The 13,070-nt window shown below is 33.4% G+C and carries 21 protein-coding genes; 17 read left to right on the forward strand and 4 right to left on the reverse strand.

What is annotated here, in order from left to right:
- The 4 genes from FGL31_RS20390 to FGL31_RS30125 all read right to left on the reverse strand — a co-directional run bounded on the left by FGL31_RS20390 (position 1) and on the right by FGL31_RS30125 (position 2,118).
- Positions 1–420, reverse strand: a complete 420-nt coding sequence (locus FGL31_RS20390) for a hypothetical protein (protein ID WP_138094072.1) — start codon at positions 418–420, stop codon at positions 1–3.
- A 200-nt stretch (positions 421–620) separates the two neighbouring features.
- A complete protein-coding gene (locus tag FGL31_RS20395; RefSeq protein WP_138094074.1) occupies positions 621–1,106 on the reverse strand; it encodes a porin family protein in 486 nt (161 codons plus the stop codon).
- A gap of 472 nt (positions 1,107–1,578) precedes the next feature.
- Positions 1,579–1,716, reverse strand: coding sequence for a hypothetical protein (locus tag FGL31_RS30120; RefSeq protein ID WP_394366196.1), 138 nt, complete (start codon positions 1,714–1,716; stop codon positions 1,579–1,581).
- A gap of 240 nt (positions 1,717–1,956) precedes the next feature.
- On the reverse strand, positions 1,957–2,118 hold the full coding sequence (locus FGL31_RS30125) for a Fic family protein (protein WP_138094076.1): 162 nt from the start codon (positions 2,116–2,118) through the stop codon (positions 1,957–1,959).
- A 128-nt stretch (positions 2,119–2,246) separates the two neighbouring features.
- Between FGL31_RS30125 and FGL31_RS20405 the strand changes: the two genes are divergently transcribed.
- The 17 genes from FGL31_RS20405 to FGL31_RS23930 all read left to right on the forward strand — a co-directional run bounded on the left by FGL31_RS20405 (position 2,247) and on the right by FGL31_RS23930 (position 13,057).
- Positions 2,247–2,525 (forward strand): hypothetical protein, encoded by a 279-nt coding sequence (locus tag FGL31_RS20405; RefSeq protein ID WP_138094078.1) that lies wholly within the window; start codon positions 2,247–2,249, stop codon positions 2,523–2,525.
- 189 nt (positions 2,526–2,714) lie between these two features.
- Positions 2,715–3,044: a radical SAM protein gene (locus FGL31_RS29380; RefSeq protein WP_317131098.1), complete on the forward strand. Its 330-nt coding sequence runs from the start codon at positions 2,715–2,717 to the stop codon at positions 3,042–3,044.
- A 49-nt stretch (positions 3,045–3,093) separates the two neighbouring features.
- A complete protein-coding gene (locus FGL31_RS29385) occupies positions 3,094–3,711 on the forward strand; it encodes a hypothetical protein (protein WP_317131099.1) in 618 nt (205 codons plus the stop codon).
- 255 nt (positions 3,712–3,966) lie between these two features.
- Positions 3,967–4,506: an RNA polymerase sigma factor gene (locus tag FGL31_RS20415; protein WP_138094081.1), complete on the forward strand. Its 540-nt coding sequence runs from the start codon at positions 3,967–3,969 to the stop codon at positions 4,504–4,506.
- A gap of 51 nt (positions 4,507–4,557) precedes the next feature.
- Entirely contained in the window at positions 4,558–4,857 is a 300-nt protein-coding gene (locus FGL31_RS20420) for a hypothetical protein (RefSeq protein ID WP_138094083.1), read from the forward strand.
- Between the two features lie 163 nt (positions 4,858–5,020).
- Entirely contained in the window at positions 5,021–5,632 is a 612-nt protein-coding gene (locus FGL31_RS20425; RefSeq protein ID WP_138094085.1) for a FecR family protein, read from the forward strand.
- 220 nt (positions 5,633–5,852) lie between these two features.
- Positions 5,853–6,437: an STN domain-containing protein gene (locus tag FGL31_RS20430; protein ID WP_171017741.1), complete on the forward strand. Its 585-nt coding sequence runs from the start codon at positions 5,853–5,855 to the stop codon at positions 6,435–6,437.
- Positions 6,438–6,469: 32 nt separating this feature from the next.
- Positions 6,470–6,802, forward strand: a complete 333-nt coding sequence (locus tag FGL31_RS20435) for a TonB-dependent receptor plug domain-containing protein (protein WP_232047025.1) — start codon at positions 6,470–6,472, stop codon at positions 6,800–6,802.
- Complete coding sequence (locus FGL31_RS20440) at positions 6,723–7,154, forward strand: hypothetical protein (RefSeq protein ID WP_138094091.1); 432 nt, start codon at positions 6,723–6,725, stop codon at positions 7,152–7,154. Before FGL31_RS20435 ends, FGL31_RS20440 begins: the two co-directional genes overlap by 80 nt.
- 98 nt (positions 7,155–7,252) lie before the next feature.
- A complete protein-coding gene (locus FGL31_RS20445; RefSeq protein WP_138094093.1) occupies positions 7,253–8,011 on the forward strand; it encodes a hypothetical protein in 759 nt (252 codons plus the stop codon).
- Positions 8,012–8,127: 116 nt separating this feature from the next.
- Complete coding sequence (locus FGL31_RS20450) at positions 8,128–8,457, forward strand: TonB-dependent receptor domain-containing protein (protein ID WP_394366166.1); 330 nt, start codon at positions 8,128–8,130, stop codon at positions 8,455–8,457.
- Complete coding sequence (locus tag FGL31_RS20455; RefSeq protein ID WP_138094096.1) at positions 8,426–9,277, forward strand: SusC/RagA family TonB-linked outer membrane protein; 852 nt, start codon at positions 8,426–8,428, stop codon at positions 9,275–9,277. Before FGL31_RS20450 ends, FGL31_RS20455 begins: the two co-directional genes overlap by 32 nt.
- 11 nt (positions 9,278–9,288) lie before the next feature.
- Positions 9,289–9,486: a hypothetical protein gene (locus tag FGL31_RS22820; RefSeq protein WP_171017742.1), complete on the forward strand. Its 198-nt coding sequence runs from the start codon at positions 9,289–9,291 to the stop codon at positions 9,484–9,486.
- Positions 9,487–9,490: 4 nt separating this feature from the next.
- Positions 9,491–10,777 carry a RagB/SusD family nutrient uptake outer membrane protein gene (locus tag FGL31_RS20460; protein WP_171017743.1) on the forward strand — a complete coding sequence of 429 codons (1,287 nt, stop codon included), beginning with the start codon at positions 9,491–9,493 and terminating at the stop codon, positions 10,775–10,777.
- A complete protein-coding gene (locus FGL31_RS28460; protein ID WP_262709198.1) occupies positions 10,702–11,040 on the forward strand; it encodes a RagB/SusD family nutrient uptake outer membrane protein in 339 nt (112 codons plus the stop codon). Before FGL31_RS20460 ends, FGL31_RS28460 begins: the two co-directional genes overlap by 76 nt.
- 2 nt (positions 11,041–11,042) lie before the next feature.
- On the forward strand, positions 11,043–11,936 hold the full coding sequence (locus tag FGL31_RS20470; protein WP_138094102.1) for a DUF6528 family protein: 894 nt from the start codon (positions 11,043–11,045) through the stop codon (positions 11,934–11,936).
- 191 nt (positions 11,937–12,127) lie between these two features.
- Positions 12,128–13,057 carry an SGNH/GDSL hydrolase family protein gene (locus tag FGL31_RS23930; RefSeq protein WP_197734338.1) on the forward strand — a complete coding sequence of 310 codons (930 nt, stop codon included), beginning with the start codon at positions 12,128–12,130 and terminating at the stop codon, positions 13,055–13,057.
- The last annotated feature ends 13 nt before the right edge of the window (positions 13,058–13,070 follow it).

Below are 13,070 nucleotides of genomic sequence, written 5' to 3' on the forward strand. Positions count from 1 at the left end.
TTATCTTTTTTTCTTAATTTTCTTTTTCTTTTCGAGTTGTTCGATTCTAGCAGTAAGGGCAGAAATTGTTATTTCTTGCGATTGTATTGTTGCTTGTTGGGCGTTAATGACCTTTTCAAGAGCGGCAGCGAGGGTTCCATTTTCGACGGGTTTGTCAATTTTAGAAGGTAGAGTTATAGCGACCTCGTGGGTATGATGGTTATCTTCTTTTAACATTTCACCTACACCTGAAATCAACCATTCTGGGGAGACATCTTGGTAAGTAGTTAAAATAGTAGCTATAGCATCAGATCCCAATGCTGAATTCTTTTGAACTCCTTTAAAATTAGCATAGGACAATCCTAAACCTTTGAAAAATTCGACTTTGTGAATTCCTTTGGATTCTGAGATTAAAAGTACTCTTTCTTTGATATTGGTCATTGTATCTAGTGTTAATAAGTTTGGATAAAATATAGACTAAATTTATTAATTATTTCACTAACATCAATAACTTAACAATAAAATAACGGTTGATTTATATAGAAAAACTTTGAAAGGATAAAAAAAGGAACCCAATTTGAATTGAGTTCCTTAAAGATTTTTTCAACGAAAGCTGTTGAACATTTCGAATATGAATTCTATTAGAATTTGAAGTTAACCCCAAGGTTAATTGCGGAAATAGATCCATCATTAGATACTCCACGGTAACCACCGTAAACCTCATAAGAAGGTTGTTGGTATCCTAATTTTGGCATATAATAAAATCCGCCATCACCTCCACCGCTAGTTACAAAAGCATATCCTAAATCAGCTCCAATAAAGAAGTTTGGAACGATTGAATATTGCCCTGAGGCAGCTACTGGCACAAAATTTACATTTTCAGCACCAAGATCTTTCAATTCAGATTTGATAAAATAGTTTTGAAAACCTGCAGTTGGCCCCAATTGGAAGTTCTCACTGATATTCCATAAATAGGCTAAATCAGCTCCAGCAGTGAATGAAGCAACATCAGCAACATCGCCTACCGGCAATCCGATATTCACACCCGCTTTGAATTGACCTGGAGTTTGAGCATTGGCACCAACCCCAATTAATAAAAGGGCAGCAGCAAAAATTAATTTTTTCATTTGGATAGTTTTATATGATATATAACGTTTAAGATCGCAAAAATCGTTCCACATATTGTTTTAACCATAATTAAAAATCGAACTAGCCTACTAAAGTAAATGTCATAACATTATTCGGGTTATTCGGCCCTGCCGTATTTACCAAGTTAATTATTTAGGTTTTATGGGTCCATCCTCTTCCGTAATTAAAAATCTCCTTGGATATGATGAACCCAATAAGATTAGAAAAAATCTCCTAAATCCTTCAGTTAGTATTTAGAAAATAGCAGATTAATTGACATACGAAAAATTCCTAAATACGAAGCAATTCTATATTGTAATAGTTATTGGCATATTTTTACAACAATCTTCCGCGTAACATTACTTTACTTTTTACAACATGAGTTAAAACTCGTTACACATCATTTAACTTATGCAGCTATGTGGCATCATTTAAAAATTGATAAAGATCTACATTAATATAAAAGTTTTCTTAACCAATTTTCTGAAGATGAATCAGTTTTAATTCAACTAATTGTTCCAAATAACGCGAAGCAGTTTGTATAGAAGCATTTAGATCTTCTACTACAAAGTATATTTTTGTATACGGGTGCTTAAATAAATTGTTAATTAAATCTTGAGGTTAAATTTTTAGCAATTCTTTTCGAATCCTTTCTTTATAAGACTGCTTTAACCTTTTAATATATTTAATAATAAAAATAGTCTGTACCGATGTCTTTTCAATTGCCTCTAGCATGAATAAAACCCATTCATCCCACTCATTTGGATCGCGTATATATTGAAGAAGCCTATAATTATGGGATTTATTTTGATTTATGTATCGACTTGAACATAGTATCGGAAGGTATAATTATTCCTTTTTTACCATATATAGTATGTTGATAATACGCCCTGTTCTTCCATTACCATCGTAAAAAAAGTGAACACTTTCAAATTGATGATGAACAATAGCTAATCTGACAAAAGGATCAAGATCCGATAGAAGATGCAGATTTTGACAGTGGACATACATTCAAAGTAGAAACATTACAGCAATAGCCTTAGCCCAGTTTATTGCTTACGATGTTAGGCCAGAACTACGTCAAAAAGGTGCTACCGATACCTCGAATCTAGTTGTCCTTTTTTTCATTAAATGATGAAATGATATATGAATATCATAACGAATTATTTGATGAAACAAATGGTATAATTTTCGAAAGCATAGGCCCTATTGTATTAGGGAGAGAAAAGAGAAAAATTGAAAATAGCAATAAGGGATTAGTAATAAGACTAAATAATATTTTAGAAAAGCATATACAAGAGGGAGAAAATAGTGCATTTGTACGATTAATGATTAATCCATCAAAGGATTATTCCGCCATTGAAAGTGTTGTAAACGCATTAAAAGATATGAAAAAAGGTTTTAATAATTCTATATAAATATCTTTTATCCTTAATTCCTTACCTTTGCCTCATAACATCTACGCGTGCACCCCATGTTCTATTTTCATATTCCATTTTGCAAACAATCATGTCACTATTGCGACTTCCACTTTAGCACTTCTTTAAAATACAAGGAAGAGCTTTTGGATGCTATGCTAAAAGAAATGGAACTAAGGGCATCCTATCTTGAAGATAAAAAAGTGGAATCCTTATATTTTTGGAGGGGGAACTCCTTCGATATTGGAAGCTAAAGAAATCGATAAGCTAATTGGACAGGTTGCCAAATATTTTGAAATCAGTTCAGGTGCTGAAATTACATTGGAAGCAAATCCTGATGATCTTGATAAAAAGAAAGTTCAAGATTTAAGAAATACAGAAATCAACAGGTTCAGTATTGGAATCCAATCATTTTACGAAGAAGACTTAATATGGATGAATCGGGCACACAATTCCGAGGAAGCAAAATCTTCCATTATGCGGGTTCAAGATGCTGGATTCGAAAAACATAACTTGTGACTTGATTTACGGCTTCCCTTTACTTACAAACACTAAATGGAAAGGCAACATGCAACAGTTAATCGACCTTGATGTTCCGCATATTTCCTCTTACTCCATGACGGTTGAAAAGAAAACCGCACTTGCCCATATGATCAATAAAGGCAATACTCCCACACTTAACGAAGAACAAAGTGCTGAACAGATGCTGATGTTAGTCGACACCCTGACTTCAAGCGGTTATGAACACTATGAGATATCGAACTTTGCTAAACCTGATCGATACGCAAGACACAACAGCAATTATTGGAAAGGAAAGTCCTATTTAGGAATCGGTCCTTCTGCCCACTCTTTCAATGGGACTTCAAGATCCTGGAACATCGCCAATAACGCTCTTTATATCAAAGGAATTCTTGCCAAAGAGCTTCCTTTAGAAACTGAACAGTTAAGCAAAAATGATCGTTTTAATGAATATGTCATGACGAGCCTAAGAACGAAATGGGGAATTGACATAAAATATGTCGAACGTGAATTTGGAAGTGATTACTTAAATAGTTTACTGGAGAACATTGAAGAATATGAGTATAAAAAAGATGTCAATATTTCAGATCAGGGCATAATTACTCTTACTCCAACTGGAAAACTCCTAGCAGACCAAATTGCTTCAGAATTATTCATTTTAGATTAAATACAGGAAGGAATTAACCCCTTCTTTTCACTAAACTCGAGATTAGTTATCTCCTTTCCAACAGGGAAAAGTATTTCAAATTCAAATCTCATTTAAAAAATAAATTTAAACCCCTAAATATATTTTGAATTGCAGTTTTAAAAGTAAAATTTAATAATAAGCTTTGTGATTCACTAAAATTTTTAACTAGTTAACAGTAACTTAATATCACAATTATAAATTTGGCTCGACACTTAACTTAGCCTTTGAAAATCAATGAAGCGTTTCACGGATGTCCAGTTATTTCATCACATTAAAAATAATAACAGATTTGCATTTTGCGAATTAGTAGATCGCTATTCTGAAATTCTATTCCGTTTTATCAATAAACGTATTCAATGTCGTGAAGACAGTAAGGACATTTTACAAGAAGTGTTTTCTAATTTTTGGTTGAGAAGAGATAAGATAGAAATTACAGATTCTTTATATCCCTATTTATTTACTTCTGCAAAAAATGAAATCATCGATCGTATTTCTAAAAACAAAAAGTATCAAACTCAGCTTTTAATATTTTCAGATTTCCTTACTGACATTGTCAGTTATTCATCTGAAGATGTCTTAATGGCGAAGGAATTAGATTCATTGATTTTTAAAGAAGTGAACAAAATGCCAGCAACCATGAAGGCAGTATTTGAACTAAGTAGGAATAATAAAATGACTATAAAAGATATTGCCAAAAATTTAACTATCTCAGAACAGACAGTAAAAAACAATATTTCACTCGCCTTACATCGACTCAGACTAAAATTCAAATAAATTTTATTTTTTTTCGGTACTATCACATCTTTCCTAGGTTTATAGGAGTATATGCAGGAAAAAGATAATATCCAATATTTCCAAGAACTTCTTCAAAAGTATAAAGAAGGTAAATGTACTATTGAGGAACAAGCAATAATTAATGCTTGGTTTTATCATGGTTTTGATGACAAGGATGAATCTTTGGATGAAAAAGAAATTGAAACTATATCTAGAGAATTAAATGAAAGAATCAATGATTCAACATCGTCAGTAACAAGTAAATCATTTTCCTTCTATAAATATTTGTCAATAGCAGCAATTCTATTTGCTGTATTTTTGATTTCTTTTTTCGTTTTCAAAACATCATAATTCAAATGTCACTTTAAGTAATAATTCAAGTTTAGATTCGTCAAAAATTGATTTATTACCTGGAAAAAGATTTGCAATAATTAAATTTGAGGATGGAACAGTTGATGAAAATCCAGATTCTACAACTGAAAAGTATTCATCAAACAGCTCTAAGGTCTTAACCATGGAAGTACCAATTGCTTCAACTTTTTCGCTAATTCTAAATGACGGCACCAAAGTATGGTTAAATTCTTCATCTAAAATTTCCTATCCAACTAAATTTGATTCTGATATCCGAAAAGTAACCATCGAAGGAGAGGCTTATTTTGACGTTGTCAAAGATATAGACAGGCCATTTATCATTGAGGCAAATGGAACAGAAATTCAAGTTTTGGGAACATCATTTAATGTTAATGCCTATAACAAAATAGTGTCAACCACCTTAGTAGAAGGTTCTTTGATAGTTTCCAACGGAAATAATTCTTCAATAATCAAGCCTGGTCAAGAAGCTATTACCAATGCTGGGGTTATCGAGATCGCAGAACCAAATTTGTTAACCAAAACTGCTTGGCAACGAGGTGAATTTTTCTTTGATGGCAATAATCTCCATGAAATCTTGGAGCAATTAAAACGATGGTATAATGTTGATGTGGAGGGATTAGATCAACTAAATTACAAATCTACCTTTAAAGGTAGTATTGACAAGGATCAAAATCTTTCCAGTGTATTAAAAATCTTAAACTTAGCTACTGGAAAAAATTTAGAGTTAATAAATAAAACAATTATTATCAAATAATGAATATAGCCTATGCAAAGAAATTAAACAACCTATGACCTATTAAGAATATGAAAAAGGGGATGTTGGCGCATCCCCATATTCAAGGCATTTAGAACTGAAAATTCAAATTTATTTAACCTTAAACGTTTACAAATTTATGATTTATTTTTCTCCATTTTCTAGGAAGAAAAATGTTGGCATTTTATTGACCAATCCTTCCTTAAAAATCTTGCTCACAATGAAGCTAACCTTGTTACTCTTGACCTGTATATCCTTAGGCGCATATGCCACAGGAAAAGCGCAAAACATCAACTTGAACTTAAACAACACAAGTTTAGAACATATTTTAGAAGAAGTTTCTAAACAAAGTAAACTGCGATTGTTTTATGACCAACAAATTCTAAAAAATCTTAAAATTAGACAGATAAATTTTGAGAATGCTTCGGTATCAACTGTTTTGAGTAAAACTTTGAAAGGTAAAAACCTGACTTTCAAGATTATTGACGGAACTATTGTTATCACTGAAAAGAAACAGACAAACTATGAAATCAAAGGTCTTGTAAGTGATATAAATGGACCTCTTCAAGGTGTAACTGTATCAGTTACTCAAACACCAAGTATCCACACTATTACAGATCAAAATGGACAATATAGCCTTAGAGTACCAGAAAATTCTACTGTTACTTTCCGATATATGGGCTATACTGACCAAGAATTTCAAATCGATCAAAACAGGACGTTAAATGTAACTTTAGTTTCTTCGTCTTCTGAACTTGAAGAGATTGTGGTTGTAGGTTATGGTACCAGAAAAAAGCTAATTTAACTGGTGCTGTAGATCAAATTGACAGCAAACGTTTGGAAACTTTTAAAACTACTAATCTTGGTGAAGCATTAGCAGGTCAAGTTGCCAATTTAAATATTGGGGTAAGTGATGGAAAACCTGGTCGAGGAGCATCATTTAATATTCGAGGAAACACTTCTATCAATGGTGGGTCTCCATTAATATTATTGGACGGTGTACCTATTAGTTCCTTTGAATTAAACAATATTTCTCCACAAAGCATTGAAAACATATCCATTTTAAAAGATGCTTCTTCAGCTGCTATTTATGGAGCGCCGAGCTGCCTATGGGGTTATATTAATCACAACAAAAGAAGGAAAAGATGGAAAACCTCAAATAAACTATAATAATAACTTTAAATGGGGTAAAGCTACTAAAATCCCGAAAGTATATACAGGCTTAGATTATCTTGAAATTCAAGAAAAAGAATTCAATGGAAATATCGGTCAAACTTATTATACTGCACCTCAAGTTCAATATCCTTATGATGTAGCAAATAATCCTTCCTTACCTCCATATGATCTACAAAATATTGGTGGTAAAGCGACTTTACTATTAGGTGGTCCTGTAATTAACTATTATGAGGAATGGTTTAGAGAATTTACTCCAGAACAAAACCACAATCTGAGTATCCGCGGTGGAACAGATAAATATAAATATTTTTTAAGTGGGGACTTTAACCACGAGGAAGGAAATTAAAGTTTAAACCTGAAAAAATCAATCGTTTTAATATTCGTTCAAATAATAGTTATCAGGTTTCTGAATATGTAACCATATTCAGCAAAACATCGGCAACAATGCGCAGGGATGATATTCCAAATACATATTTATACGGTTTTAGTTCAAATCCTTGGCGTTTTATTGACAACACGAATCCCTTATTGCCAGAAACTATTGAAGTAGATGGAAAAACTATACCTACAGACATTGGTTTTTACAGACAATTCATTGAAAAACAATCAGAATACAAAACAAACACATCTAGTTTCTTAAACACATTTGGGACTGATATCAAACTATTGGAGAATAGTCTTACTCTGCATGCAGATTTATCCTATATGTATTATCATTGGTATAGAAACCGTTGGTGGGATAATACGGGACCTTACCTTTCTCACTCTTTCAATAACAGAAATACGATTTTGTCTCATTATGCAGATGCAGGTCCCGCGAAAATTTATAAAAGTAATACTGAATCTGAGACATTTAATGTAAATGCATATGCTAACTACAAGAAGTCAGTAGGTTTACACAACTTTGATATCACAACAGGTTTTACTTTTGAAAATTACACCAACCATTATGAAACAGTAGCCCATCAAAATCCAATTTTAGGTTTAGATGAACATTCAATTAATCTTGCTACTGGATTATTTGAAGCTAGTGATGATGACGATAAATATGCTAACAGAAGTATTTTCTTGAGAACAAACTATAATTTCAATGAAAAATATCTTTTGGAATTGAATGGAATGCATAACCTAACTTCTAAGTTCAGTAAAGACAGAAGAGGTGCCTTTTTTGGATCATTTTTCAGCAGCATGGAAGATTTCTGAAGAAAACTTTTTCCAACCAATAAAACCAGTGGTTTAATTCATTAAAAATCAGAGGATCATTTGGTGCTCTAGGTAACCAAAACATTGGTTCTTACGATTATCTATCAATCTTAAGCATGAACCGTTCAAATTATCTTTTGGATGGTGAACAATATACTTATACTTCAGTGCCTAGCCCGAAATCTGAAAATTTCACATGGGAAACATCTAAAACTGTTGATGTAGGCTTGGATGCAACTTTTTTCAAAGACCGATTGAATTTGGTGTTCGATTATTATCAAAGGAATACTAACAATATGTTAGCGCCTTACCATTCATTACCTTCTGTATATGGTGCTGCAGTTCCTAAAGAAAACATTGCTTCTTTGCGTAACAGAGGTTGGGAACTAACTGTAGGCTGGCAAGATCAAATCAATGGCAGCCACCCCTTTCCAATACGGAATTAACCTTAATCTTTCTGACTACAATGCTGTTATCACAGATTACTATAATCCAACCAATTATTTGGGTGATTATTATATTGGTCAAAATTTAGGTGAGATTTGGGGATTAAATACCCTAGGGTTCTTCCAAACTGACGAAGAGGCTAAAAATAGTCCAATATTACAAACTAATAGTTACCGTCAATTTGTGAGTGCAGGGACGATCAAATTCGAAGATTCAAACAATGACGGTGTCATAAGTCGCGGAGATTGGACTATGGAAAATCATGGTGATTATAGAATCATTGGTAATAGTACTCCACGTTATCAATATGGGATCAACTTGAATTTTGCATATCGTGGTTTTGATTTAAGTGCATTCTTTAAGGGTGTTGGAAAACGTGACATTTATCCATCTGCAGAAACTTCTCAATTTTGGAGTTCTTATAACAGAAAATACCAAGTTTTACTTGAACATGCAGTAAAAGACCGTTGGACCCCTGAAAATCCAAATGCATATTTTCCAAAACCTCAAGGATACATCGCATTAGGAAGTAATGACTTAGGAGTTCCCCAAACTCGATATTTACAAAATGCAGCATTTCTTCGTTTAAGCAATATGATTATTGGTTATTCGATTCCTGCAAAAGCTTTTAATAATAAAATCTCTAATCTTAGAATTTATGCTGCAGGAACAAATCTGTTTGAATGGACTAAGTTGCATGACACATTAGATCCTGAAGGGCTTGCAAAAGATCCTGATGCTGATCAGGGAAATGTGGGAATGGGAACAGCCTATCCTATTCAGAGAACCTTTGCATTTGGAATTGAACTTGGATTTTAAAATTTGAAATTATGAAAACTAAATATATTATCTTTAGCTTATTAACATTTGTTTTTTGCTCCTGCGAATCTCAATTTGACATATACCCCGAAACTCAAGTTGCTGAATCACCTGCTCTTTTTAAAAATGAAGCTAGTTTAAAAACCTTTACAGATGGTTTTTACAACAATCTTGATTTTAACTCTATTAAAGAGGACAAAAAACTCTGATAATATGGAACATATTACAACTCCTCCTACCATCCGAACATCCAACTATACTATGCCTACCGCATTAGGAAGTGGTGGTTGGAGCTGGGGAGAGCTTAGAAACCTCAACTACTTTATACAGAATGTGAATCTACACACCGAAGATGTCGCATTAAAAAACAAAAACCTAGCGGTAGCCAAGTTTTTCAGAGCTTGGTTTTATTTCAAAAAAGTTAGAGCTTTCGGCGATGTTCCTTGGTATTCTGAACCACTAAAAACATCTGATGAAGAATTATTATATAAAGGACGTGACCCAAGAACCTTAGTTATGGATAGCGTAATGCAAGATTTAGACTTTGCAATTGCTAACCTAGGTGATGGAACGAGCAAAAACAGGGTAACAAAATGGACAGCATTAGCACTTAAATCTAGAATTGCACTTTTTGAAGGAAGTTACCGGAAATATCATAAATACGCTAATCTTCCTGCTGCAGATAGATTTATAATTGCGGCAAAGGTTGCGGCAAAAACATTAATAGATTCTAAAAAATATAGCTTATATAGTACTGGAAAAACAGAAACAGATTATGCAAGCATGTTTCAGGCAGCTGCAGGCCCAACCAATGAGGTTATATTAGCTCGTTCTTCAAGTCAGAATTTCATTTATTACACCCCAGAATTTACTTCTACTTCTAATGGTAATTATGGAGCTACACACTCTTTAATCAGCGATTATGCCATGATAGATGGAAATTCCTATTACAGTGCAAATGATGGTAAAATAGAAACCAAGTCCTATTTTGAAGAATTTCAGAATAGAGATTTCAGATTGAAGCAATCTGTTGTTTTCCCAGGTTATATTAGAATAGGAACAACTAATATTGCAGTAAATGATTTTGCTGAAAACAGAACTGGTTATCAAGTCACAAAACGGGTTGGACCACCAATTGAGGACCAAGGAAGTGATAGTCGTGACGCTATTCTCATGAGATATGCTGAAGTATTATTAAACTACGCTGAAGCACGAGCTATCCTTGGTGAATTAAATCAAGAAGATCTAGATTTGACTGTTAATGCACTAAGGAAAAGAGCAGGAATTAATCAACCACTAACAATGCCTTTGAAAACTGACCAACTTCAGTTAAATAGATATAAAAGAACAACTGATGCAAATGTTTTAGAGATTTGTCGGAGCGCCGAGTTGAACTTGCCTTTGAAGGTTTACGTAAGGATGATTTGCTTAGATGGAATGAGGGCCACTTATTCAGAACGGAATATTCCGGTATATATATTAAGGGGTTTAACCAATTAATAGACTTGGATAATGACGGTAAACCAGATCTGTATGTTATTAAAAGTACTGACAATGCACCATCTGACAAGGTATCTGGGGTACAATATTTCAAACTTTCCTCAGTGAATGGTTTAACAGAAGGAGAATCAGGAAGATTAACGCCATATAAGAACGCTAAAAAACCGTTCGAAAACTGGGAATATTTGAACCCAATTCCAATTGAGGAACTCACGCTTAATCCAAAATTAAAACAAAACGAAGGTTGGGATAAAATCAATTAATCATGAAAAGAATCTGCATATTATTAATCCTATTATTTATTGCCTTTAATAATTCGTTTGGACAACAAGTTCTGAAAAAAGGCTTCTTGGTAGCTTGTGGTGACGATAAATTATTTATTATTGACCCCAATAAATCAAACAATAATCATACTGAAATCATCTGGAAATGGGTAGTCTCTGAAGCAAAATCATTGCCGGCAGAATACATTCCTCTATTAAAAAGCCTTGATGAGTGTAAACCAGTGATGGGAAATAAAAAAATCCTAGTCAATTCATCCTCTGGAGCGACAATACTCGTAGACATTGCATCAAAGGATGTAGAATTTTACGCAAAGACTCCTATGTCCCATTCTGTAGATTTATTGCCCAAAAACAGAATTGTTGTTGCAAATTCTACTCATCCTAAGGGCAACTCAATAGAATTATATGACCTCAATAAAAATGAAAAAGTTTTATTTACCGATTCACTTTATTCAGGTCACGGTGTAGTGTGGAACCCTAAAGATAATTTACTATATGTTTTGGGATATCAACTTCTAAAAACTTATTCATTGATAAATTGGGACACTGAAAATCCAAGTTTAAAATTAGAATCTTCGTGGAGAATTTCGGACAAAAGTGGGCATGATCTTTTCCGTATCGATGCTGATAATTTTTTAATATCAACGCATAATTCAGTTTTTTTATTTAATACCAGTATTAAATCATTCACTGATTTCACACTATTGAAAGGCAAAAAAGACGTTAAATCAGTAAATTATTACCCAAAAAACAATTCATTGATTTATACTATTGCAGAGGAAAGTTGGTGGACAGAAAACATTTATATGGTCAACCCAAACAAGACTATTAAATTGCCGAATCTAAAATTATATAAAGTTCGAAAAGCAATTTAGATTTTTAAAAAGGTGACCAAAAAATGGTCACCTTTTTATTATTCGATCTGCACTTTTGTAAAAATTTTATTAAACAGGACGGTACAGGACACCATACATAAATTATAAAGGTATATTTGGTTTAACCTGAATTGTCAGCTTTGGGCTGATCAATTCATATAGATCTAAACAATACCCTACATTTATTTATTATGGCTTCTTTAAAGAACCTGATTATACTTTCTTTTGCCCTAATCCTTTTTGGCTGTACACATAAACCTACTATGAAACCTGTAAAGATCCATAAAGGGTCTCGTATAGTACTAATTGGGAACAATTTAGGCTCAAGAATGATGGAATATGGAGATTTCGACACTGAACTTCATACTCGGTTTCCAGACAGCAATCTATTTATAAGAAACATCAGTAGCCCTGGAAACACGGCAGGTTTCCGACCGCATCCATCACGGAATTCACCATGGGCATTTCCGGGAGCAGAAAAATTTAATCCTGAATTTGATATCAATACGGGAAGTGAGGGGCATTTTCCCACTGAAGACGAATGGTTAACCACATTAAAACCCGACGTTATAATTGGTTTCTTTGGGTACAATGAATCTTTCCGTGGTGAAGAGGGATTGCAAGATTTCAAAGGTGAGATAGCTGCATTTATTGATCATACGCAGAATCAAGATTATAATGGAGGGAAAGGCACTCAATTGATTTTGATATCTCCAATAGCATTTGAGGATCTTTCAAATAAATATGATCTTCCAGACGGAAAAGAAATCAACAAAAACCTTAAACTGTACACTGATGCTATGAAGCAAATTGCTCAGGAAAAGAAAGTTCCTTTTCTTGATGTATATGGAGTTACCAGCAAATGGATAGACCAGGGTTCAGATGATCTCACTATCGATGGCTCACAGTTATCTGAAAAATCTTATGCAAGATTTGCGGGTTATTTGGTTAGCAGCATTTTTGGTAAAGGAGATGGAAAAAATTCTGAACATAAGGATAAAATCAAAGCGGCTGTATTAGAAAAGGACTTTATTTGGACTGAAGACTTTAAAATTCCGAATGGTGTTCATGCTTATGGTCGTAGGTTTAACCCATTTGGTCCTGAAAAATTATCCGTTTGAAATCCAGAAATTA

The organism is Sphingobacterium daejeonense (assembly GCF_901472535.1).
Taxonomy (GTDB): Bacteria; Bacteroidota; Bacteroidia; order Sphingobacteriales; family Sphingobacteriaceae; genus Sphingobacterium; species Sphingobacterium daejeonense.

What these genes read in the sequence shown, in the direction of transcription:
- FGL31_RS20390 (WP_138094072.1), bottom strand. Translation starts at nt 420, where the DNA reads ATGACCAATATCAAAGAAAGAGTACTTTTAATCTCAGAATCCAAAGGA.
- FGL31_RS20395 (WP_138094074.1), bottom strand. Translation starts at nt 1,106, where the DNA reads ATGAAAAAATTAATTTTTGCTGCTGCCCTTTTATTAATTGGGGTTGGT.
- FGL31_RS30125 (WP_138094076.1), bottom strand. Translation starts at nt 2,118, where the DNA reads ATGTATGTCCACTGTCAAAATCTGCATCTTCTATCGGATCTTGATCCT.
- FGL31_RS20405 (WP_138094078.1), top strand. Translation starts at nt 2,247, where the DNA reads ATGATATATGAATATCATAACGAATTATTTGATGAAACAAATGGTATA.
- FGL31_RS29385 (WP_317131099.1), top strand. Translation starts at nt 3,094, where the DNA reads ATGCAACAGTTAATCGACCTTGATGTTCCGCATATTTCCTCTTACTCC.
- FGL31_RS20415 (WP_138094081.1), top strand. Translation starts at nt 3,967, where the DNA reads ATGAAGCGTTTCACGGATGTCCAGTTATTTCATCACATTAAAAATAAT.
- FGL31_RS20420 (WP_138094083.1), top strand. Translation starts at nt 4,558, where the DNA reads ATGCAGGAAAAAGATAATATCCAATATTTCCAAGAACTTCTTCAAAAG.
- FGL31_RS20425 (WP_138094085.1), top strand. Translation starts at nt 5,021, where the DNA reads ATGGAAGTACCAATTGCTTCAACTTTTTCGCTAATTCTAAATGACGGC.
- FGL31_RS20430 (WP_171017741.1), top strand. Translation starts at nt 5,853, where the DNA reads ATGAAGCTAACCTTGTTACTCTTGACCTGTATATCCTTAGGCGCATAT.
- FGL31_RS20440 (WP_138094091.1), top strand. Translation starts at nt 6,723, where the DNA reads ATGGAGCGCCGAGCTGCCTATGGGGTTATATTAATCACAACAAAAGAA.
- FGL31_RS20445 (WP_138094093.1), top strand. Translation starts at nt 7,253, where the DNA reads ATGCGCAGGGATGATATTCCAAATACATATTTATACGGTTTTAGTTCA.
- FGL31_RS20450 (WP_394366166.1), top strand. Translation starts at nt 8,128, where the DNA reads ATGAACCGTTCAAATTATCTTTTGGATGGTGAACAATATACTTATACT.
- FGL31_RS20455 (WP_138094096.1), top strand. Translation starts at nt 8,426, where the DNA reads ATGGCAGCCACCCCTTTCCAATACGGAATTAACCTTAATCTTTCTGAC.
- FGL31_RS22820 (WP_171017742.1), top strand. Translation starts at nt 9,289, where the DNA reads ATGAAAACTAAATATATTATCTTTAGCTTATTAACATTTGTTTTTTGC.
- FGL31_RS20460 (WP_171017743.1), top strand. Translation starts at nt 9,491, where the DNA reads ATGGAACATATTACAACTCCTCCTACCATCCGAACATCCAACTATACT.
- FGL31_RS20470 (WP_138094102.1), top strand. Translation starts at nt 11,043, where the DNA reads ATGAAAAGAATCTGCATATTATTAATCCTATTATTTATTGCCTTTAAT.
- FGL31_RS23930 (WP_197734338.1), top strand. Translation starts at nt 12,128, where the DNA reads ATGGCTTCTTTAAAGAACCTGATTATACTTTCTTTTGCCCTAATCCTT.